This is a genomic window from Campylobacter concisus (assembly GCF_015229965.1).
Taxonomy (GTDB): domain Bacteria; phylum Campylobacterota; class Campylobacteria; order Campylobacterales; family Campylobacteraceae; genus Campylobacter_A; species Campylobacter_A concisus_BD.
The window spans coordinates 1-20649 of record NZ_JAAKZB010000022.1 but is presented as its reverse complement, the minus strand read 5'-3'; the positions used below and the strand labels follow the sequence as shown (position 1 = coordinate 20649).

Genomic DNA, 20649 nt, shown 5'->3' with positions numbered 1-20649 from the left:
TAAATTTCGCCAAGGCTAAATTTCCGCGCAAACTGCGTAAATTTTAGCTCCGTCATTTGCCACAGCATAGAGCCTGCCACCACTTACTAGCATGATCTGATCTGCGCTAAGCCTAAATTTCTCAAACTCTATCTCTTTTAAAAGCAAGCCATCTTTGGCGCTTATCAAAACTGGCTTATTTTTGCGGTTTGCGATCAAAATTTGACCCTCAACCCAAACAAAATGCTCCGTACCGCTGGTTTTAAACTTAAATATCACCTCGCCACTTTTTGCATCCATGGCATATAGATCTCCGCCCTTGCCAGCGGTGCCAAAGTAAAGCACTCCATCACGCAGGCAAACTGGCGTGTAGAGATATGCGCCAAGCTTTAGCCTCCAGATGCTATTACCTATCCTTGCGCCCTGCTCTTTGGGCGGCACACTTGCGTTTAAATTTTCATCTTTTGCTTCGCTTTTGAACTCTGCGCCACACAAAATTTCTTTGCACTCCATCATAAATGGCGAGCTCATGCGCACGCAAAAGCCATCAAATTCATACGTTTTAGCGTCGTTATATATCTCTTTTACAGTCTCCTTAGCAACGCCGAGCTCGCTCATCAGCCCATCACTTATCTTTATAAGCTTTGCTGGGGAGTTTATGTAGCCCTTGTAGTATCTAGTATTTAGCACGAAGTAGCCATTTTCTGGGTAGCAACGCGCATTGCTGGCTATGAAAATTTCGCTTTGTTTGTAGGTAAGCGTTGATCTTTTATGCTCGCTAAAGTCGCGCGAAAATGTATCTAGTAGCACGTAGTTTGGCGTTAGCTTTTGAGCTATCTCTAGCTCGCTAGGCACCCCAAAAGCAAAATGCACAAATGCAATGCGCTCACCCATCTCATAAATGCCAGTTACACCGTGCCCGCGAAACTCCACGCCAGGCATATCAAGAGGATATGATCTAACCACGCTAGCTCCTTAAATTTATGGCGATTATAACCCAAATTTTAAAGCGCACTAGGCTAAATTTGATAAAATTTGCCAAAATTTAGCAATTTTAAGGACCGATATGTTTTTAAAACTAGACGAGATCGCTGGGAAGCTAGATCAAATTTTCTTGCCGCTAGAGCAAGAGGGTATGACTGGTATGAGACTTTTGCCGCAAAAGGACGCTTTGGCGTTTATGCAAGCGCAAAAGAGCCTTGGCGTAAATTTTCCAGCTAAATTTACAAAGCTTTTAAGCAAATTTGACCTTGGAGAGTTTGAAATTTGCAATGTCAGCTTTGGCTCTAGAGGCGACTACGCGAGCGAGTTAGTGCGCCTAAACAGCGTAGATGAGTTTGGTGGAAAATGGTGGAGTGGCGAGGAGAGACCAGCAAATTTGATAGTTTTTTGCCGTGGGAGATCCTTGGATATTTTTGCTTGATTGCGCGAATGGTGCGGTCTATGCGTGGCTACTTGGAGATGAGGAGCTTTGCAGTAGGCGCGTTGCGAGTGACTTTGAAAAATTTTTCATAGCGCTTGCTAGTATCTATATAACAAGACTAAATGGCGAAACCATGCCATCATCCGAGCAAATCCTAAATTTTGTCCAAGTAGACGGCGTGGCACTTGATTTTTGGCAAGAAATGGCGCAAATTTAGTAAATTTAGGCTCACTCTAGCCAAATCCTCTTTTATAAATTTATCCCAACAAATGATGCAAAAACCACTTTTTATAAATTTAGTTTCGATATGTAACACTCATTGCCCAAAATAAAAATATTAAAATATCTTTAAATAAAAATTTTTTCTAGCCGAGTTAATATTTAACTACGAAAAAAGGAAAAAGGAGCAAAAATGAGCGAGTACATCGAACAAACGATGGAGTGGATAAAGAAGACCAACCCAGGTCAAGGCGTCTTTGTCCAAGCTGCGACTGAGGTTTTAAACAGCCTAGAGCCGCTTATCAAAAGAGAGAGCAAGTACCAAAAACACGCGATCCTAGAGCGCATCGTCATCCCTGAGCGCACGGTGATCTTTCGCGTGACATACACAGGCGATGATGGCAGACCAAAGGTAAATAACGGCTACCGCGTGCAGTTTAACTCAGCTGTTGGCCCATACAAGGGCGGTCTAAGGCTCCACCCAAGCGTCGATCTTGGCGTGCTAAAATTTCTTGGATTTGAGCAAATTTTCAAAAACTCGCTCACTGGCGTAAATATCGGCGGCGCAAAAGGCGGCAGCACATTTGATCCAAAGGGCAAGAGCGAGGGCGAGATAATGCGCTTTTGCCAAGCATTTATGAGCGAGTTATATCGCCACATCGGCAACACCGTGGATGTGCCAGCAGGCGACATCGGCGTGGGCGCTAGAGAGATCGGCTATATGTTTGGCCAGTATAAAAAGCTAACTGGCAGATTTGATGGCATCCTAACTGGCAAGGGGCTAAACTGGGGCGGCAGCCTAGCGCGCACAGAGGCCACTGGATACGGACTAGTATATTTCACTCAAAACATGCTAAAAAAAGCTGGACTTGATCTAGAGGGCAAAAAATGCAGCGTCAGCGGTAGCGGAAACGTCGCCATCTACACAGTCGAAAAGCTCTATCAAGCAGGCGCACTGCCTATCACCGTCTCTGACTCAAACGGATACGTCTATGACGCTGAGGGCATCGATCTAGCGGTGCTTAAAGAGCTAAAAGAAGTAAAACGCGCTCGCCTTAGCGAATACACCAAATTTAGACCAAATGCAAAATATGTAAGCGTGAGCGAATACAAAGAGGGCAGAAACGGCGTCTGGGACGTGCCATGCGACGGAGCCTTCCCATGTGCGACACAAAACGAGCTTCACCTAGCTGACATAAAAGTGCTTTACGCAAATGGCTGCCGCTTCGTGGCTGAGGGCGCAAACATGCCAAGCACGCTTGATGCGATAAATTTCATGCTTACGCAAAAAGACTTTCACTTTGCTCCAGCAAAAGCAGCAAACGCTGGTGGCGTGGGCACAAGTGGCCTTGAGATGATGCAAAACGCCGGCATGACTTCGTGGAGCTTTGAAGAGGTCGATCGCAGACTTCATGGCATCATGAACCACATCTTTGAACTAAGCTACGAGACAAGTAAAGAGTTTGGCGATGAGGGCAATTTGGTGCTTGGCTCAAATATCGCTGGCTTTAGAAAAGTGGCTGATGCGATGATAGATCAAGGATATGTGTAGGCCAATTTGGCTCTGTAAATTTACGTCCAAGCTAAATTTGGACGTAAATCGATACGAGGCTGGCTAGGTTTTTTAGCCAAAATAGAATTTGCCTTTTGCACGGCAAATTTTACTAGCAAGCTATCAAATTTAAGCTGCTTTGAAGCATTTTATGCGGCGTTCGTTTTGACAAAATTTTGCTGATGTGACAGATGTGGATCTGAAGCTTGGCTAAATTTCACTAGGGTGGCGAGCAGACCACTTTTTTAGAGCATTTAATAGAAATTTTGTCAAAAGAGCTGATACGGCAGCAAATGGTGGAGTGGCGAGGTTTGTGCAGTAAAATTGAAAGTTTTTACTGTAGATGTTTTTGCTTGATTGTACGGAGTTGTGTCGTCTATATGTGGCTGCTTGGCGATAAAAAGCTTTGTAGCAGATGAATTTCTAGCGACTTTAAGGATTTTACATAGCGCTTGCAACTTCGGCATAATAATACTAAATGGTGAAATCCTACCAGAGAATGAGCAAAAAACTAAAATTTCTCAAGCAGATATCAAAGCACTTTTTTGACAAGAAATGGCTTATGAAATTTAGTAAATTTAGACTCATCCAGCCTAAATTCTCTTTTATAAATTTAAACTACAAACAAGCGAATTCCTTACTAAATTTAGCCTAAAAACTCGCACACGCACCATAAATTTATAAACTCACAGAGGGTTATCAAATTTACTTTACTAGACGGCTTTATCCAGTCAAATTTCAACAAATCACTCGTGTAAGGGTTGGCAGAAAAAGGTGGGATAAATTTTGGTAAGCGAAAATTGAAATTTACTGCATTTAACCCACAAATAAGCAAATTCTCATCAAATTTAGTCACAACATAAAAAGTATTATTAAAACAATATTTCTCTTGTCAAATTTAGCTAGATATTAGGCGAAAATTAGCTTAAAACACCCGCACTCGCATCATAATTTTGCCCTAGCACGTGGCATTTTTCTAGTTAAGTTTCAGCAAAGCAACCCCACGCGAGCGATAGCAAATGATTAAAATTTGCTAAATTTAAGCTACAAATAATCAAGTTTCTTACCAAATTTAGCCTGCAATTAGACAAAATTTGGTTTAAAACACCCACGCAAACACTTAAATTTACAAACTCGCAAGAAAGTCAATTTGTCTAGATTATTTTCAGCACAACGTCTATACAAGTGATGTCAAAGTATTAAATCCCAGCAAGCAAAAATCAAAATTTACTAAATTTAAGCCGCGTCTAAATTCATCCTACAAAATTTAACCACAAGCCACATCAACAGCAAACACCCCCAGCGTAAATTTAGCAGATATAAAAATGATAGAATTTTTGAGAAATAGTTATTTATGAGTTTTTGTATTAAAAATTTAGTAAAAGAGCAAGCCTTAGCCTGCTCTTTGTGAAAATTTAACCCTTTTTTGGAGTTACAAGCATATTTACATAACGACCTTCTATTATAGGCTCTTTGTCGCGGTCGGCCTCATCTTTGATCATCTCCCAGACCTTCTCAAGCATGGCTACGCCAGCCTCTGGGGTGCTCATCTCGCGACCCTTTAAAAATACACGAAATTTAACGTGTTTGCCATCTTGCAAAAACTCGCTTGCGTGTTTAACCTTGTAGTTTATATCGTTTTGGGCGATCTTGACAGAGAGTTTTATCTCTTTTATCTCGATGGTTTTTTGCTTTTTCTTGGCCTCTTTTTGCTTTTTCTCTTGCTGATAGCGGAATTTACCATAGTCCATTATCTTGCAAACTGGCGGCTTCGCATCTGGCGCTATAAGCACTAGATCAAGCCCAAGCTTGTTTGAGATATCTAAAGCCTCATCTCTTGAGATGACACCGTATGCCGTGCCATCATCCCCTACACATCTTACCTCTCTCGCCCTTATGTCCTCATTGAGCAATACTTCATTTTCCTTACTCAAAAATGTACCTCACTAAGTTTCTCCTTCGTTAAATTTATAAATTCCGCCAAGCTCATATCGCTCTGCGTCCTAGCCTGTCTGTCGCGCAACGCAACGCTTTTGTTCGCTACTTCGTTGTCTCCTAGCACGACTATCATAGGCACCCTTTGTTTTTCTGCCGTTCTTATTCTCTTATTTAAACTCTCATTTTTACTTGCGATCTCGCTATCGACGTTGATCTTTCTTAGCTCGCGTGAAATTTCTTTTGCGTAGTCTAAATGCGCGTCGCTAATAGGCACGATGACAACCTGCGTAGGAGCTATGAAAAATGGTAGCTCGCCAGCAGTGTGCTCAAGTAAAATTCCTATAAATCTCTCAAAACTGCCAAGCAGTGCTCTGTGAAGCATTACAGGGCGCTGTCTTTCGTTATTTGCGTCGATGTAGCCTAGATCAAAGCGCTCTGGCAAGTTAAAATCGACTTGTATCGTGCCGCACTGCCACTTTCTCTTAAGCGCGTCGGTGATCTTGATGTCGATCTTTGGTCCATAAAATGCGCCGCCACCCTCGTCGATACCGTATTTAAAGCCATTTTCATCAAGAGCTTCTTTTAGCGCTTTTGTAGCTGTATCCCAAATTTCATCGCCGCCGATCGCTTTGGCTGGCTTGGTTGATATCTCCATCTCATAGTGAAAGCCAAAATTTTCCATTATCGTGCCAGCAAATTTTAAAATTTCTAAGATATTTTCTTTGATCTGGCTTGGCATACAAAAGATATGTGAGTCATCTTGTGCAAATTCGCGAACCCTGAAAAGTCCGTGAAGCACGCCGCTTTTCTCATGACGGTGCACGACGCCGTACTCGAAAAATTTAAGCGGCAAGTCGCGGTAAGAGCGGATGTCACTTTGATAGACTTTGATGTGACCAACGCAGTTCATCGGCTTGATGCCATACTCTGTCTCATCGATCGTTGTAAAGTACATATTTTCTTTGTAGTTTGCGTAGTGGCCGCTTCTTCTCCACACATCAGCCTTTAAAAGCTCAGGACCTCGCACTGGCTCATAGCCGCGGTCGCGGTGAGCTTTGTATAAGAGCTGCTCTAGTTTTGATCTTAAGCGTCCGCCATTTGGTAGCCAGATAGGCAAACCACCACCCACTTCTTCATCAAATGTAAATAGCTTCATCTCGACGCCAAGCTTTCTATGATCGCGCTTTTTAGCCTCTTCGATGATGCGGATGTGCTCTTTTAGGCTCTCTTTGTCTGCGTAAGCTGTGCCGTAAATTCTAGTTAGCATCTCACGGCTCTCATCGCCGCCAAGATACGCGCCAGCCACGCGTGTAAGCTTGAAAAATTTTAAAAATTTAGTATTTGGCACATGTGGTCCGCGGCAAAGGTCTTCAAAATCGCCTTGTGCGTAGCTGCTCACTTCGCCATCTGGAATTCTTTTTAAGACCTCTTGTTTTAGGTCGTCGTTTTTAAATTTCTCACTCATATTAGCTTTAGTTGAGCAGGTTTTAACGATGTCAAATTTCTTCTCAGCAAGCTCTTTCATCTTATCTTCGATCGCTGCTAGATCGCTCTCGCCTAGCTTCGTGCCCTCATCATCAACTCTAAAATCATAATAAAATCCATCTTCTACGTTTGGTCCGACAAAGAATTTCGCCTTTGGATAGAGTGATTTGATAGCTTGTGCCATGAGGTGTGCACAGGAGTGTCTGATAACGTGTAGTGCCTCTTTTGAGTTGTCAAAATAGATAGGCTCAGCACTACTCTCACGCCCTGCGATACTTTGAGTATCGACTATTTCGCCATTTAGTTTGTATGCGATGATATCGCTCATTGTTTTTCCTTATATCAAATTGTCTTTTTTACGATAAAAGAACGATTAAGGATTTTATCGAAATGGGCTTTAAGCTAAACTTAATAATTGCTAAGCAAATTTTTATAAATTCTTTTTAAATTTAGTAAAATTTGAGCCAAAATTTTTGACTTTTAAAATATATATTTTTATATATAAATGTAAAAATCCCTAAAATATGCATATTTTATCAATATACTTTATTATACTTTAAGATTATCCCTGATAATATTTGCTCCTGAAATGAATTTAGCAATTTCTCGTCTTTGCATTACTTAAATTCATTTTTCTCCCGACAAATTTAGTGCTAGGAAGTGGTTAGCCTAGCACTTTTCTTTTGCGAATTTAACAAACACAGGTTTTACTATTCTGGCGTAGTCTTTTGCGTTTAAAACGACTGATCTATCAAGAAGTCCTGCATTAAAGGCGATCTCCTCGTTTCGCTCTAGCAAACTCTCATCCACAACAAGGTGCAAATTTTTATGAAAGCTAAATGGCGGAACCGAGCCAAATACGCAATCAGCAAGCGCTGTGACCTCATCTGGGCTAGCAAGGCTTGCTCTTTTGCCGTCAAATTTTTGCGTAAGTGCGTCAAGATCAGCCTGCTCATCCGCTGGCAAGACCGCTAGCAAGTAAATTTTACCAGCCTTCATCGCTGGCTTTTCATCATCTAGCAAGTAGCCATCTAGCACATTTTCATCTTTAAAAATTTCTCTAAATTTAGCTTCATCAACGCCCTTTATAGAGCACACTAGCGCCTTTGCACCCTGACTCATTTTAGTGCCCCTTATCTTAGCGACCTCCTCTGAAGTCCTAGCACTCTCATGCTCTATCACTCTAAATTTAGCCCCATTTTTGCTAAGAAGATCGTGGATTTTATTAAAAATTTGCTCTGACACAGCTCTTTCCTTTGGATAAATTTAGTTAAAATTATACCGCTAAAACAAAAAAGGGCAGGAAAATGCAGATAAATTTAGATGACATAAAGATCGAGCCAAGCTGGAAAGAGGTGCTAAAAGATGAGTTTTTGAGCGAAAATTTCGCACGCATCAAAGAGAATTTCTTAAAAGCAAAGAGCGCTGGCGTCGTCTATCCACCAAGCAGGCTTATATTTAACGCATTTAATCTAACGCCGTTTCACGCCGTAAAGGTCGTCATCCTAGGCCAAGACCCATATCACGGCGCAAATCAAGCCATGGGACTAAGCTTTTCAGTGCCTAGTGGCGTGAGAGTGCCGCCAAGCCTTGTAAATATTTATAAAGAAATTTACGCCGATCTTGGCATAAAAGAGCCAAATAGCGGCGATCTTACAAAGTGGGCAAAGCAAGGCGTGTTGCTTTTAAACTCGACCCTTAGCGTTAGTGCTGGAGCTGCAAATTCTCACGCTAGCTTCGGCTGGCAGGGCTTTACAGACGCCGTCATAAGAAAGATTAGCCAAAATTTGCAAAACATAGTTTTTATGCTCTGGGGCAACCCAGCCAAGGCAAAAGCGCCGCTAATAGACGCCGGCAAGCACCTCATCTTAGAAGCAGCTCACCCAAGTCCGCTAGCGCGCGGGGCATTTTTTGGCTGCAGGCACTTTTCAAAGGCAAATATCTACCTAGCAAACCACGGCAAAACGCCCATCGAGTGGGACTTAAACGCTCAAATTTGAGCTATTTTTTAAGCTCACCAAGAAGCTTATTTACCTTTTCAAGCTCGCTTTTGCAAAATTTCTCATCGTTATTTTGCATTATCATCGCCTCTTGGCCGCTTTGTCTTTGCTTAAACTCATCAAATTTAAGCTCAAAAAGCCTTAGCGCCTTCTCATCACCCGCAAGCTTCTTGCTCTCTTTGGCATAAAGCTCGTCAAGATAGAGCCTGCTTTGTTTAACATACTCCTTGCAAACCTCGCTTGCACCAAATAAATTTACGCCCAGAAAAAGGGCAAAAATGGCAAATTTTTTCATATTTTTCCTTGAAATTTTTGCGTTATACTAGCCTTTAAGCACTTAAATTTTAAAATATTTTGCAAAAAAAGGATGAAAAATGAGACGAAAAGATAGAGAGCTTAGTCGCAATGAGGCGCTTGAGATCATCGATAACTGCGAATACGCCGTGATCTCATGCGTAGATGATGAGGGAGAAATTTTTAGCGTGCCGATCTCGCCAGTTAGAGTTGATGGGAGCATTTTTATCCACGGAGCGAGCGCTGGCAGCAAGGCAAAACTGCTTCAAAATGGGCGAAAAGTGGAGTTTGTCTGCGTAAGCTTTAATAAAGTCCCACACCTAAATGATAGCGAGCTAGAAATGATAAAAGACGACGGCAAGGCGCTTGGCGGTAAGGTCTTTACGACTGAATACAAAAGCGCCATCGCAAAAACGAGAGCCTACGAAGTGACAGATGATGCCAAAAGATATGAAATTTTAAAAATTCTCAGCCAAAAATATACAGCCTACGCGATGAGCACCTTTGACGTGGCGGCCGAGTATGGGCTAAAAAATATGAAAATTTACGAGCTAAAGATAGATAGCCTTAGCGCAAAGGCTAAAATTATTCACAGTTGATGTTATTTTTATCTGGTAAGAACTAAATTTTTAAAACAAGAATAAATTAACCCTCCCCACCCTTATAAAAAAGAGAGAGACGAAAATCATTTATATGTAGTCTGTGATAACCTACTTCATTTAGTTGATTTATCTTGTGTATCTTTAAAAAGCTTAGCAAATCAAAGCTTTATATCTTTTTTAAGCAAAATTGTGTCATTTGCAGGGTGCCTTTGTTTTTGACAAACTTGTATACTAATTTAAAATACTCCTTAAATAAGGACAAGCAAAAGAAATAAATTTTTATGGTTGCTTAAAAATATTAGAGATTATTAATAACCTCTAATATTTTATTAAATTTATGTAATTATAGTTTCCCTAGTCGCTAGTCCCAAGTAAGCGTCCAACTACCTTCTTTTGTTATAACTTCTGCTTCCAAAATTTTATTACAAGTAGTAGCACGTTTTTTGCTATTGCCATATTGCAATTTCATTGGAAAAAGTTTTTCTCTTTTTCCAGTAAATGGGTCTACACCAGCGTTAATAGAACAATTACCTCTATTTAATTTTATATCTTCGATAACTAAATCATTTGATAAGGAGGTTATTTCGATAACTGCGTATGGTACTTTAAATAAACGATCTATTTCCGTGTAATACGACATTTTAACGGGAATTTCATTGGCATTAACCTGATAGCTTATTAATAATAAAAATAGCGCAAGTATAACTTTTTTCATTTTATTTCCTCACAAGAAATTATTTCAATATCAACATCTTTTCCAAATTGATATTTTATTTTATCTTTTGCCTCGTCGGCATTGTTAGCTGAAACCACAGTCGTAGTTCTTGAAACTAAACCACACTTCCTATACATTATTCTGTACCTTTTCACAAACTCAACTCCTTTTATACTAAGATATTTTAAATTATAGTTTATCAATACTTAAATTACTCTTTATCAATAATTTATCTACATATAATCATAAGAATTTTAAAAATAGAGAATTTTATGAAAGTTGCACAAAGAATAAACGAGATACTAAAAGAGAAAAATATTAGCAAAAGAGAGCTGGCAAAGCGTCTGATAAATCTTGATATGAAAGCTTCAAGGACCGGCGAGATACCTACAGAATCAAGCATATATGCCTATCTAAATGGTAATATAGAAATAAAAGCCGATATGCTTCCTTTTATTGCTGATGCACTTGGCGTATTTGAGCAAGAATTCTTTTGTAATGATAAAAACCAAAACGATAAAATTTTAAAACGCCTCTATAACGACAATGAATTAAGTTGCAAGTATAAAGACATTATAGAACTTTTAGAATATCTATCACCCAAGAGCCTTGAAATTCTTAAAAGTTCTCTCAATCAAAATAGACAAAATGTCGAGAAATTAAACCTAATCTTAAAGCAAATTGCTAAGTAACACCAAAATTTAACTATAATACTTTGAAATTCAAAGGAATAAATTTGAGCTCACTTGCACTGATGTTTAGACCAAAAAACTTGGATGAAATTTGCGGACAAAAGGCGGTTAAAGCGTCCTTTTTAAAATTTATAGCTACCGGCAAGATCCCGCACTCCATATTTTATGGTCCAGCAGGCTGTGGCAAGACGAGCTTTGCAAGGGCTGTGGCGAGTGGGGCAAACTACGACTTTTACGAGTTTGACGGCGGAAATTTAAAGATAGATGACTTTCGCAAAATTTTAAAAAACTACGAAAACGCCCTAAACAAGCCACTCTTTTTTATAGACGAGATCCACAGGCTTAGCAAAACCCAGCAAGAAGCGCTACTCATCCCCATGGAAAACTACAAAGCCCTAGTCATCGGCGCTAGCACCGAAAATCCCTTTTTCACGCTAAGCTCAGGCATCAGAAGCCGCTCGATGCTCTTTGAGTTTAGACCGCTTAGCAGTGGCGATTTTGAGGAGCTTCTTGGCAAGATAAGAGAGCAAATTTCATTTAGTATTGACGAGGAGGCGAAGGAGTATCTTTTTAAAAGTAGCGGTGGCGACGCAAGAGCTATGCTAAATTTACTAGAATTTGCCATCACGCTTGATGAAAATGTGAGCCTAGAAAATTTAAAAACACTTCGCCAAAACGCCCTAAAAGAGGGGGCAAAAGAGGATGACACGCACTACGAGCTAGCAAGCGCTTTTATAAAAAGCCTGCGCGGAAGCGACGAAAACGCCGTCATATACTATCTCGCAAGGCTCATAGACTCTGGCGAGAGTGCGGACTTCATCGCTAGAAGGATGGCGATATTTGCCAGCGAAGACATCGGCAACGCAAACCCAAATGCGCTAAATTTGGCCGCAAGCACGCTTGGCGTCGTAAAAGAGATAGGCTTTCCAGAGGCTAGGATCATACTGGCTCAGTGCGCCGTCTATCTAGCCAGCTCGCCAAAGTCAAACTCCAGCTACAATGCGATAAATGCCGCACTAAGATACGTGCAGACGGAGGAAATTTTAAAGATCCCGCCATATCTAAAAAATCACACAAAAGAGAGCAAAGACTACCTTTATCCGCATGATTTTGGCGGCTGGGTCGAGCAAAAATACCTAGAAAAACCGCTCGTTTTTTACAAAAGCAAGGGCATAGGCTTTGAAAAAACGCTAAATGAGTGGCTAGAAAAGATAAGGTCAAAGGGCTAAATTTAGGCTTTTACTCTTTTGAAATTTTAAAAGGTACGCGCATGAACGAGCAAAACTTAACATATATCGCAAATTTAAAGATAAAAGAGGTGCCATGGGATAGACTAAGCTGTAGTTACGGCACGGCGGAGATTTTTGCACAAATTTTAAACACACTTACAAAGGCTGTAAAAAAGGCTAAATTTGATGAAAAAGAGCTTAGCGAGCTGCTTGATGATATCTTTGGTGAGTGTGAATATCAAGAGACATTTTGGCACGCAACGCCATTTGCGCTCGTTTTTTTGGTGCGAATTTATAAAAGTGCGCTAGGCGAAAAAGGCGAAGCAGCTAAATTTATCTCGCGTAAGCTTGAAGAGTTTTTTAAATTTATGCTTGAAATTTGCGAAAAAATAGAACAGATGGATCATGCAAAGCCGCTTGCAAAGATGGAGCAAATGCTAGAGCCAGAGTATCTTGATATCGTAGATCAAGATGAGCTAAGCTATGACGATAGGCTATTTTACAGCTTTTATTACTATTCACACATGGTTTTGCAGGGCGCTTTTGTAAAAATTTAGTTTGGGTATGATTTTTTAGCTATTAATTTAAATTTTATATTTATTCAAATATACTTCTCAAATCCAAATCAATCACGAAAGTTAAAAAATGCCTACAAATTTTGCTGAAATTTTAAATAACTGCGTTGAAAGTATAAATTCATTTCTTTGGGGTCCATACTTCCTTATCGCCCTACTTTGCGGCACTGGACTATTTTTCACCATTAGACTTGGCTTTGTTCAGATTTTTAAATTTAAAATGGGTTTAAGTGAACTTTTTGGAAATTTCTCACTTCACGGCGAGGCTGCTGGTAAGGCTGGTATGAGCTCGTTTCAAGCAGTAGCAACCGCTATCGCAGCGCAAGTTGGTACTGGTAACCTCGTGGGTGCGACGACAGCTCTTATCATGGGTGGCCCTGGGGCTATTTTTTGGATGTGGTGCGCAGCCTTTTTGGGCATGGCTACAAATTTTGCTGAAATTTGCCTCGCTCAAATTTACCGCACCAAAGATGATAGCGGCCACACGATAGGCGGTCCAGCCTTTTACATAAGCCGCGGTTTAAAGGGCAAATGGGCGAAATTTCTAGCTGGATTTTTCGCTATCACTATCATCATCGCACTTGGCTTTATCGGCAACATGGTTCAGGCAAACTCCATTTCTGATGGCTTTAGCGGCGCTTTTGGCATACCGCAGTGGCTAACAGGGGCATTTTTGGCTCTCATTTGCGCGTTAATTTTCATAGGTGGCGTAAAGGCGATCGCAAGGGTCGCTGAAAAGATCGTGCCACTAATGGCGCTACTTTACATCGTCGTTGGCGTAGCTATCATCGCTTTAAATTTTCACCAAATCCCAGAGGCGATCTCACTAATATTTAAAGCTGCGTTTGATCCTTCGGCTGCTTGGGGCGGGGCAACTGGAGCTAGCATCGCAGCTGCCATGAGATACGGCATCGCAAGAGGACTTTTTAGCAACGAAGCTGGCATGGGCTCAACTCCACACGCACACGCTGCTGCAAACGTCAAACACCCAGTCGATCAAGCTGTCCTTGGCATAATGAGCGTCTTTATAGACACCTTTGTCATCCTAAATATAACCGTTTTTGTGGTGCTAACCGCAAACGTCATCAGCTTTGAAAACGGCAAGGCAGTCTTTACTGGCATCACCTTGGTGCAAGAGGCGTTCTCGTCGCATATTTTTGGCAAAACTGGCGGTTATAGCTTCGTGGCGATCTGCCTATTTTTCTTTGCATTTACGACGATCATTGGCTGGTACTACTTCGCCGAGATCAACGTGCGCTACCTTTTTGGCGCAAAGGCGGTTAAAATTTTTAAAATTTTAGTTGTTGTTTTTGTCTTTTTAGGCAGCTTGCAAAAGGTTGATTTTGTCTGGAGTTTAGCAGATATGTTTAACGGCCTTATGGTTGTGCCAAATTTGATCGCCATTATCCTTCTAAGCCCGGTCGTAGCTAAACTTTTAAAAGATCACGACGCTGGCAAAGAGTACGACGTAAAAGAGTATTTGAAGTAAATTTAAGAGTGAGTGGAGAGAGGCCTCTCCACATTAAATTTATTATTATAGGTGGTCAGTTGGAGCGACAGTTATAGGCTCAAGTGGCATATAAAATGTCGTTGCTTGAGGCTCAGCATATTTATTGCCAGCCTCATCTACTGATGAAGCTTGGACTGTGTATTCAAAATCTCTATTATTTAAAACGCTACTTTCAACTTTCCAGTTGCCATCAGCATCTGCCTTGGCGCTTAGTTTCTCAACCACATGAGCTTCGTTGCCTTTCTCTACCCAAGAGTGACCAAAGGCATCATTATAAATAACCTCAGCTTTTGTGATGACTAAATTTATATCAGCAAATGGCTCTGCTTTGCCCTCGATAGTCGGTGAGAAGTCATATTGTTTATTGCTATCATACATTGTGTTATAGTGTGACAGGTCAGAAAAATCATCAGTAGATATTTTTGTGATAGACAAGGTGCTATTGTCTGTATCAACAGTTATCTCTTGCGTGCTTGTGGCTTTTAGCGCTTCGCCGTTTGCGGCTACTTTGCTAGCTTCAATCGTAAATTTATGGTCTCCATCAGCTAAAGGTGAAGTTGGTGTGTACGACCAGTTGCCATCATTATCAGCAGTTGTCGTGCCAAGCAGTGGTGCATTTTCACCTTCACCATCAAATATGCTTATAGTAGCGTTTGAAGTAGCCTTACCTACTAAAGTTGGAGTATTATCATTTGTGATATGCAGACCTGTTCTTTGTGAATTTTCATGTTCTAAGATATTGCCCTCGATGTCAAGGTTGCTGCTTACTGCCTGATCTGTATTTCCAGTCACTACGTTATCATCAACTGCTGTGACAGATACTTCTAGTGGCTGCGAGAATATATTGTTATATACATTATCTATCGCAGCCGCAAGCGTATCAAGACTAAAGCCCTCCTCACTTGCGCCACCGCTTACATTTGTAAAAGCCTCTGCGCTAGCGTTTGCTTGAGAGCTTAGATCGCCAAAATTTGCACTTACGTTTGACTCATGACCGCCATTTGCAAAGCCAGCAGCGCCAAGGCTCACGCCATTCGAGCTTACTCCGCCTGCTGATTGAGTGCCTCCAGCTGCAGTCTCTTCAAGATCAGAGATATTTTTACCATTTAATAATTGCTCTTGTAGCGATGCTATCTCTTTGCCAGTCTCATCACTAGCATTTTCATTTTGTGTTTGTGCAGCTTGCACCTCGACCTTTACGCCGTCTTGCTCTTTTATGACCTCGTTGTCATAGATCACGTCGCCTGCTTTTAGAGTTCTTTGATTTCCATTAGCATCAACTGCGACGATGGCATCCGTGCCGATTATTGATTTTATTAGTCCTTTAACTTTACTCATAGTTTTTCCCCTTTTTTATATTTTTATGTCAGCAATTATAAGTAAAAAATTTATTTTATAGCTATTGTACTTTGGTACAGTTGTGACATTTTAGAAATGTGAAGTTGTAAATTTTTGAGTTAAATTTAGTAAAAATTTGCTGTATTTTAGGGATTTAGTTTAAAATTTAAAAATGACAGAGTTACAAAAATATTTTTAAATTTTATTTTTTGGGTTTTTGTGTTTTGGAGAATTTGATATAAAAATGGTGGCCCCGAATGGACTCGAACCATCGACCACTACCATGTCAAGGTAGTGCTCTACCAACTGAGCTACGGGACCAAAGATTTGGGATTATATTTCATTTTCCATTTTATTTAGCTTAATTGCCATTTTCTTTTAAATTCAACTTCATAAAACTGGTCTATATTTTAGCACCCTAAAATATTATTAATGCAGATTTAATCAAGCAAGGACTATAATTTTATAAAAATAAGTTTAAGTAAAAATATTAGTTTTCCATTGAAATTTGATCTTTATAAAATCTTAAAAGAAAGGAAAAGGGTATGAATAAGCTTAAATTCATCGCTATTTTTGCCTGTTTATTTTCGCTTCATCTCTTTGGCGCCGATATGCCAAAGGGCGATCTAAACGTCACAAAAGTAGCAGTCTCTGATGAGCTAAGAGCCAAGTATAAGATCAAACCTCATCACGAACACCTAAGCTTTGACTGCGTTGATTGTCACCAAAACCAGGGCGATGATCCTAGCAAATTTAAAGCGATCGGCGACGCTGGCTGTCTATCTTGCCACAAGAGTAAAAAACTCTTAGCCCAAAGACTAAAATTTATGGATACTCTAAAGGCAAATCCTCACAACTCTGTTCACGATGGTCCGACTTTGTACTGCGACGAGTGCCACAACGAACACAAACCATCTACAAACATGTGCTCTGAGTGTCATGAACACGAGGTGCCACAATGGATGAACGGAGTAACACCATGAAAATTTCAAAAAAATTACTAGCGCTTATAATCTTCATAAGCGGAATTGTTGGATTTTTAGTCGTTCTGCCAGTTCATTACGCACTTGATGAGACGAGTGGGGATAAATTCTGCGTAGTTTGCCACGAGATGGATCCTATGGTCATCGCCTACAATGACGACATCCACAGCGGCAAGGGCAAAACTGGCATCAAAGCAAGATGCGTGGATTGTCACATACCACATGACAACATCGCAAAATACACCCTAACAAAGGCGAAAAATGGCATTTTAGAGGGCTGGGTGCATTTCTTTGGCGATCCTAACGCAATCGACTGGTACAAAAACCTCAAAAATCGCGAGCATTTTGTCTTTGACAACGGCTGCACAAGCTGCCACACAAACGTGATAGATAGCAACAACACTTCAGCGCAGGCTCAAAAGATGCACGCTCACTACAAAAAGCTTCTTGGCAGCGATAAAGAGCTAAAATGTGTAAGCTGCCACTACGACGCAGGTCACGGCGCTGGTTTTAGAAACTATCTTGAATACTGGAAGCCATCGTATAAAATTTACGATAAAAAGATGATCGAAAAGAGGATCGAAACTAAGCAAAAATTCTTCAAAGATGAGTATAAACCTACAAAAGATGAAGAGGAATTTATAAAACAAAAGGCTGAAAAAGACGCCAAAAAACCAGTCGGCGGTGGCATGGCTGGCTGATGAAGAAGCTTTGCTGCTCTTAATCGACTTTTGGCAAAATATCATCCTAAATGCATCGCTTTACCGCTTTGGGTTTAGGATGATCCAGCTCAAAAGCGCATGCTCGGTCATTAAGGACTTTGAACGCAGCAATGGATAAAGAAATTTAAACCTTGATCTGGCTAAATTTATAAGAGATAACCAAAACATCACTCCCATTATGCTTTTGCAGGGCGTTAGCGTCCCTAGCGTTTTTAAGAAATTTACTATAAGCCATTTTGCCCTGAAGAGTTTTTGTTTCACGTTTTTAGGCTTTATAAGGTGCTTTTAGGCTCTAAATTTAAGCTAAATCTTTGACAAAAAACTCGCCCCATGTCGTCACCTTTGATGAGATAGATCATCACCTATATAAAAACAAAACCTTGTCACAAGACCGCATAAGATCGCTCGTGCGAGAGATAAGAGCTAAGATACCAACTATTTGCCTAAAAACTGTGCGAGGCACTAGATATAAGGTGAGGTTAGGGGTTTACATATAAATTTATTTTTTTATAAATTGAATTATCTTTGAAAAAGGCTTTAGTAGAAACCTTAATGGGTTTATGTAAAGACCATTAGCTTTCCATGCCATATATGACTCCATATTTGCTTTTATGATATTTTTAATGCTCTTGTTGCTCTCGCCACCTATTCTCATTTTTACAAAAACTTCATCGACATAGCTACTTGTGATCTTGTATTTTTCAAAAAATCTTAACATAAGCTCATAATCAGCGGCAATTTTAAAACTAAGATCAAAAACTCCATACTTTTCGTAAATTTCTTTTTTGACAAAAAAGGTAGGGTGTGCTGGGTGCCAGCCAGATCTAAAAAGACCTTCTTGGTACTTTTTTGACCTCCAGTATCTTATAACTCTTTTTGGATCGTTTGCATCTATGTATTCAAGATTTGCATATACACTATCGATATTGCCCTTTAAAAACTCATCAGCCACTATCTGCAAAATTTTATCACTTGCGTAAAAATCATCACTATTTAATATACCCACAATATCCCCAGTAGCCATTCTAATGCCCTTATTCATAGCATCATATAGACCATTATCCTTTTCACTGATAAATTTGATATTATCTCCGTAGCTTTGCACTATCTCTATAGTACCATCTGTGCTAGCTCCATCTATGATAATATACTCTATATCTTTATAGCTCTGATTTAAAACAGAATTTATGGCATCTTTTATCGTTTTTGCATTATTCCACACAACTGTTATGATTGATATTTTCAAATTTATTCTCCAAAATATTTTTATAAATTTCAATCTGCTTTTCAATAACATACTCATTTTTGTATTGTTTTGCGCTCTCTTTTGCAGCCTTTGATAGCTTATCATAATTCTCAAAATAGTACGATCTTTCTATCACATTTTTTAGCTCATCAGGGCCACTTAAAAATCCATTTACACCATCTTTTATAAAATCACCCCTTGTTCCTATGTCATATCCTATGACTGGCACTCCTACGCTCATGGCTTCTACGATAGTCAATCCAAATGTTTCATATAATAGCGATGGTTGCAACAAATACTTTGAATGTGAGATAATAGTCATGGTTTCTTCTCTTGGACACTTACCTTTAAATATTATGTTTGACTTTGTATATCTTTGTCTAAGTTGTGCTTCAATATCTCCGCCACCAACAATGGTTAAAATATACTTTTCGTCTAGCTGATCCCAAATTTCTAAAAGCCCTAAAATCCCCTTTGACTCCTCTAGCCGCCCCACATATACATAGTTATGTTTTTGTATCTCTATGTCAAATCTCATTTGTAAGCTATTTGGCTTTAAAATGATCTTGCTTTCACTCACTCCAAGACTTTTAACCTTATCTTTTTGAAAATTTGTTAAGACAAAAAAATAGTCGATATTTTTAAAAGCTCTAATTAACTTATAAAACCAAAAAGCCAGCTGTGCTACAAAACTTTGAAGAAGTGATTTTCTATAACATCTATTTAAAATGCCAGATAAAGAAAATTTTTTATGCGCACAAATTTCACAGATACCAAAACCATCTCTATATAAGATCCCAGATATACACCACAATCTATAATTATGCAAAGTATGGATCACTTTTGTTTTACTATCTTTAGCGGCCTTAAAAACAGCAGGCGTAAGAAGCGGGAAAAAATTATGAACATGAACGATTTCAATGCCATTTTCTTTTATTATTTTTCTAACCTCTTCGTAATATTTTTTTGAAAACCATATCTCAAAAAGAAGCTTAAACTTATTTATATTGTCATTTGAAACTTCATAGAAAAAAACATTTTCATCTCCTAGTTTTTTGCGCAGTGCGTTTAGCTCATTTTTATAAACAATATCCTCACCACCGATATTGTTTGATTGATATTTATTGTGGATTATTAGAATTTTCATAAGTATGCGCTTATTTGCTGTGTATCTTTGGCATTAATGTCATAGCTATCAGCATTGCTACATAAATTTTGCAATAATGTATCGTCAAAATTTCTTATTATTTTTATAAGATTATCTTTGTCAGTAGGATCAAATATAAAGCCATTTATGCCGTTTTTGATCAATTCAGAAGAGCCACAACGATCGCTTATCAAAACTGGTAGTCCAAAATACAATGCCTCCTCTACTACTAACCCCCAAGGCTCGATCAAACTAGGTAAAATGAAAACATCATTTTTGGCAAATTCGGCACCTATAAATTTATTTTCCACAGCTCCTCTTAAGATTATATTTTTATTTGAAATAGACTGCAAAAACTCCTGCTGCTCTCCAACACCAATAATAGTGAGAGTAAAATTTGGCATAGCATTAAAAATCTCTACTAGAAATTTTAAATTTTTGATATCCACAATCCTGCCAATATATAAAAATCTACCACTAAATTTCTTTTGAGTTTTTATAAATTCTGGTTTATTTATGATGCCGACACCATTTGTGACTTTTACTTCTCCTTGAAAATTTAATGCTTTTAGCAAATCACAATGCAAGCTACCAGAGGCAAAAACTGTAGAAATCCTTGACAAAAATATCTTTTTTATAAAGCCTTTTAGTCCCTTATAACTACTTTCAAAGATAGTTGACTCAAGAGCTAGACAATTTTTGATTTTCTTGCTCGTAAAAGCTATATACCAAAATTCTGGCAAGTCCCATCCGCTGACCAAAATTCTCTTAAATTTTACTCTGCTCAGTATAGTTTTAATAGCCAATATATTTTTAAAAATTTTTCTTGTTTGAAAATCTCCTTGATATAAGACCTCGTAACCAAATAGTGCATCATTTACACTAGAAAAGTTATTTGAACGCTTTTGCGAAGTATCTGATGAGATAAATATCACAAATATCTTTAATCTTTTTGCCAATTCGTTATATAAATTTATCTTATAAAAAGCTGGTATATGAG

Annotated in this window: 24 protein-coding genes and 1 tRNA gene; 13 read left to right on the top strand and 12 right to left on the bottom strand. The window is 39.2% G+C overall.

Going from position 1 to position 20649, the window contains the following annotated elements:
• Positions 1-15 precede the first annotated feature (15 nt).
• Positions 16-945, bottom strand: coding sequence for a PQQ-binding-like beta-propeller repeat protein (locus G6W43_RS08785; protein ID WP_194169622.1), 930 nt, complete (start codon positions 943-945; stop codon positions 16-18).
• A 100-nt stretch (positions 946-1045) separates the two neighbouring features.
• Between G6W43_RS08785 and G6W43_RS10665 the strand changes: the two genes are divergently transcribed.
• From G6W43_RS10665 to G6W43_RS08770, 4 genes are all read left to right on the top strand, one after another.
• Positions 1046-1402, top strand: a complete 357-nt coding sequence (locus G6W43_RS10665) for a hypothetical protein (RefSeq protein WP_242040000.1) — start codon at positions 1046-1048, stop codon at positions 1400-1402.
• Complete coding sequence (locus G6W43_RS10660; protein ID WP_242039999.1) at positions 1395-1619, top strand: hypothetical protein; 225 nt, start codon at positions 1395-1397, stop codon at positions 1617-1619. The genes G6W43_RS10665 and G6W43_RS10660 overlap by 8 nt, the downstream gene beginning before the upstream one ends.
• Before the next feature lie 195 nt (positions 1620-1814).
• Positions 1815-3173 carry an NADP-specific glutamate dehydrogenase gene (gene gdhA / locus G6W43_RS08775; protein WP_194169621.1) on the top strand — a complete coding sequence of 453 codons (1359 nt, stop codon included), beginning with the start codon at positions 1815-1817 and terminating at the stop codon, positions 3171-3173.
• A 369-nt stretch (positions 3174-3542) separates the two neighbouring features.
• Complete coding sequence (locus G6W43_RS08770) at positions 3543-3722, top strand: hypothetical protein (protein ID WP_149712401.1); 180 nt, start codon at positions 3543-3545, stop codon at positions 3720-3722.
• 866 nt (positions 3723-4588) lie between these two features.
• Here G6W43_RS08770 and infC read toward each other — a convergent pair.
• The 3 genes from infC to G6W43_RS08755 all read right to left on the bottom strand — a co-directional run bounded on the left by infC (position 4589) and on the right by G6W43_RS08755 (position 7841).
• Positions 4589-5107, bottom strand: coding sequence for a translation initiation factor IF-3 (infC, locus tag G6W43_RS08765; protein WP_103611270.1), 519 nt, complete (start codon positions 5105-5107; stop codon positions 4589-4591).
• A complete protein-coding gene (gene thrS, locus G6W43_RS08760) occupies positions 5104-6924 on the bottom strand; it encodes a threonine--tRNA ligase (RefSeq protein WP_103568693.1) in 1821 nt (606 codons plus the stop codon). Before thrS ends, infC begins: the two co-directional genes overlap by 4 nt.
• A gap of 341 nt (positions 6925-7265) precedes the next feature.
• The gene (locus G6W43_RS08755) at positions 7266-7841 is read right to left on the bottom strand and encodes a YbaK/EbsC family protein (protein WP_194169620.1); all 576 of its coding nucleotides are present in this window, start codon (positions 7839-7841) and stop codon (positions 7266-7268) included.
• Positions 7842-7903: 62 nt separating this feature from the next.
• On the opposite strand from G6W43_RS08755, the gene ung reads away from it, so the two are divergent.
• Positions 7904-8596, top strand: coding sequence for a uracil-DNA glycosylase (gene ung, locus G6W43_RS08750; RefSeq protein WP_194169619.1), 693 nt, complete (start codon positions 7904-7906; stop codon positions 8594-8596).
• A 1-nt stretch (position 8597) separates the two neighbouring features.
• Here the strand turns inward: ung and G6W43_RS08745 are convergent, their stop codons facing one another.
• Positions 8598-8891, bottom strand: coding sequence for a hypothetical protein (locus G6W43_RS08745; protein ID WP_194169618.1), 294 nt, complete (start codon positions 8889-8891; stop codon positions 8598-8600).
• A gap of 79 nt (positions 8892-8970) precedes the next feature.
• Here G6W43_RS08745 and G6W43_RS08740 point away from each other — a divergent pair, with 79 nt between their 5' ends.
• Complete coding sequence (locus G6W43_RS08740; RefSeq protein WP_194169617.1) at positions 8971-9489, top strand: pyridoxamine 5'-phosphate oxidase family protein; 519 nt, start codon at positions 8971-8973, stop codon at positions 9487-9489.
• Between the two features lie 364 nt (positions 9490-9853).
• Here the strand turns inward: G6W43_RS08740 and G6W43_RS08735 are convergent, their stop codons facing one another.
• Positions 9854-10207 carry a hypothetical protein gene (locus tag G6W43_RS08735; protein WP_107965257.1) on the bottom strand — a complete coding sequence of 118 codons (354 nt, stop codon included), beginning with the start codon at positions 10205-10207 and terminating at the stop codon, positions 9854-9856.
• Complete coding sequence (locus G6W43_RS08730; RefSeq protein WP_159070963.1) at positions 10204-10362, bottom strand: hypothetical protein; 159 nt, start codon at positions 10360-10362, stop codon at positions 10204-10206. Before G6W43_RS08730 ends, G6W43_RS08735 begins: the two co-directional genes overlap by 4 nt.
• A 117-nt stretch (positions 10363-10479) precedes the next feature.
• On the opposite strand from G6W43_RS08730, the gene G6W43_RS08725 reads away from it, so the two are divergent.
• From G6W43_RS08725 to G6W43_RS08710, 4 genes are all read left to right on the top strand, one after another.
• The gene (locus G6W43_RS08725; protein WP_107965256.1) at positions 10480-10899 is read left to right on the top strand and encodes a helix-turn-helix domain-containing protein; all 420 of its coding nucleotides are present in this window, start codon (positions 10480-10482) and stop codon (positions 10897-10899) included.
• Between the two features lie 62 nt (positions 10900-10961).
• A complete protein-coding gene (locus G6W43_RS08720; protein WP_242040001.1) occupies positions 10962-12128 on the top strand; it encodes a replication-associated recombination protein A in 1167 nt (388 codons plus the stop codon).
• Entirely contained in the window at positions 12098-12685 is a 588-nt protein-coding gene (locus G6W43_RS08715; RefSeq protein ID WP_194169615.1) for a hypothetical protein, read from the top strand. The genes G6W43_RS08720 and G6W43_RS08715 overlap by 31 nt, the downstream gene beginning before the upstream one ends.
• An 88-nt stretch (positions 12686-12773) precedes the next feature.
• Positions 12774-14192 carry an alanine/glycine:cation symporter family protein gene (locus G6W43_RS08710; protein ID WP_194169614.1) on the top strand — a complete coding sequence of 473 codons (1419 nt, stop codon included), beginning with the start codon at positions 12774-12776 and terminating at the stop codon, positions 14190-14192.
• 45 nt (positions 14193-14237) lie between these two features.
• Here G6W43_RS08710 and G6W43_RS08705 read toward each other — a convergent pair whose 3' ends face one another.
• Together G6W43_RS08705 and G6W43_RS08700 are read right to left on the bottom strand one after the other, a co-directional pair.
• Entirely contained in the window at positions 14238-15551 is a 1314-nt protein-coding gene (locus G6W43_RS08705) for an Ig-like domain-containing protein (protein ID WP_107797465.1), read from the bottom strand.
• 245 nt (positions 15552-15796) lie between these two features.
• Positions 15797-15872: transfer RNA gene (locus G6W43_RS08700), tRNA-Val, on the bottom strand.
• Between the two features lie 224 nt (positions 15873-16096).
• On the opposite strand from G6W43_RS08700, the gene G6W43_RS08695 reads away from it, so the two are divergent.
• The 3 genes from G6W43_RS08695 (at position 16097) to G6W43_RS08685 (ending at position 17753) form a co-directional block, all read left to right on the top strand.
• Positions 16097-16534 carry a cytochrome c3 family protein gene (locus G6W43_RS08695; RefSeq protein WP_103568684.1) on the top strand — a complete coding sequence of 146 codons (438 nt, stop codon included), beginning with the start codon at positions 16097-16099 and terminating at the stop codon, positions 16532-16534.
• A complete protein-coding gene (locus G6W43_RS08690) occupies positions 16531-17235 on the top strand; it encodes a cytochrome c3 family protein (protein ID WP_107797464.1) in 705 nt (234 codons plus the stop codon). Before G6W43_RS08695 ends, G6W43_RS08690 begins: the two co-directional genes overlap by 4 nt.
• A 332-nt stretch (positions 17236-17567) precedes the next feature.
• A complete protein-coding gene (locus G6W43_RS08685; RefSeq protein WP_181000677.1) occupies positions 17568-17753 on the top strand; it encodes a hypothetical protein in 186 nt (61 codons plus the stop codon).
• 2 nt (positions 17754-17755) lie between these two features.
• Here the strand turns inward: G6W43_RS08685 and G6W43_RS08680 are convergent, their stop codons facing one another.
• The 3 genes from G6W43_RS08680 to G6W43_RS08670 all read right to left on the bottom strand — a co-directional run.
• Positions 17756-18502 (bottom strand): glycosyltransferase family 2 protein, encoded by a 747-nt coding sequence (locus G6W43_RS08680; RefSeq protein ID WP_103598739.1) that lies wholly within the window; start codon positions 18500-18502, stop codon positions 17756-17758.
• A complete protein-coding gene (locus G6W43_RS08675; RefSeq protein WP_103597816.1) occupies positions 18468-19649 on the bottom strand; it encodes a glycosyltransferase family 4 protein in 1182 nt (393 codons plus the stop codon). The genes G6W43_RS08680 and G6W43_RS08675 overlap by 35 nt, the downstream gene beginning before the upstream one ends.
• Positions 19646-20649: glycosyltransferase family 4 protein (locus tag G6W43_RS08670; RefSeq protein WP_194169613.1), on the bottom strand; the 1004-nt coding region annotated here is incomplete at its 5' end. The genes G6W43_RS08670 and G6W43_RS08675, both read right to left, overlap by 4 nt.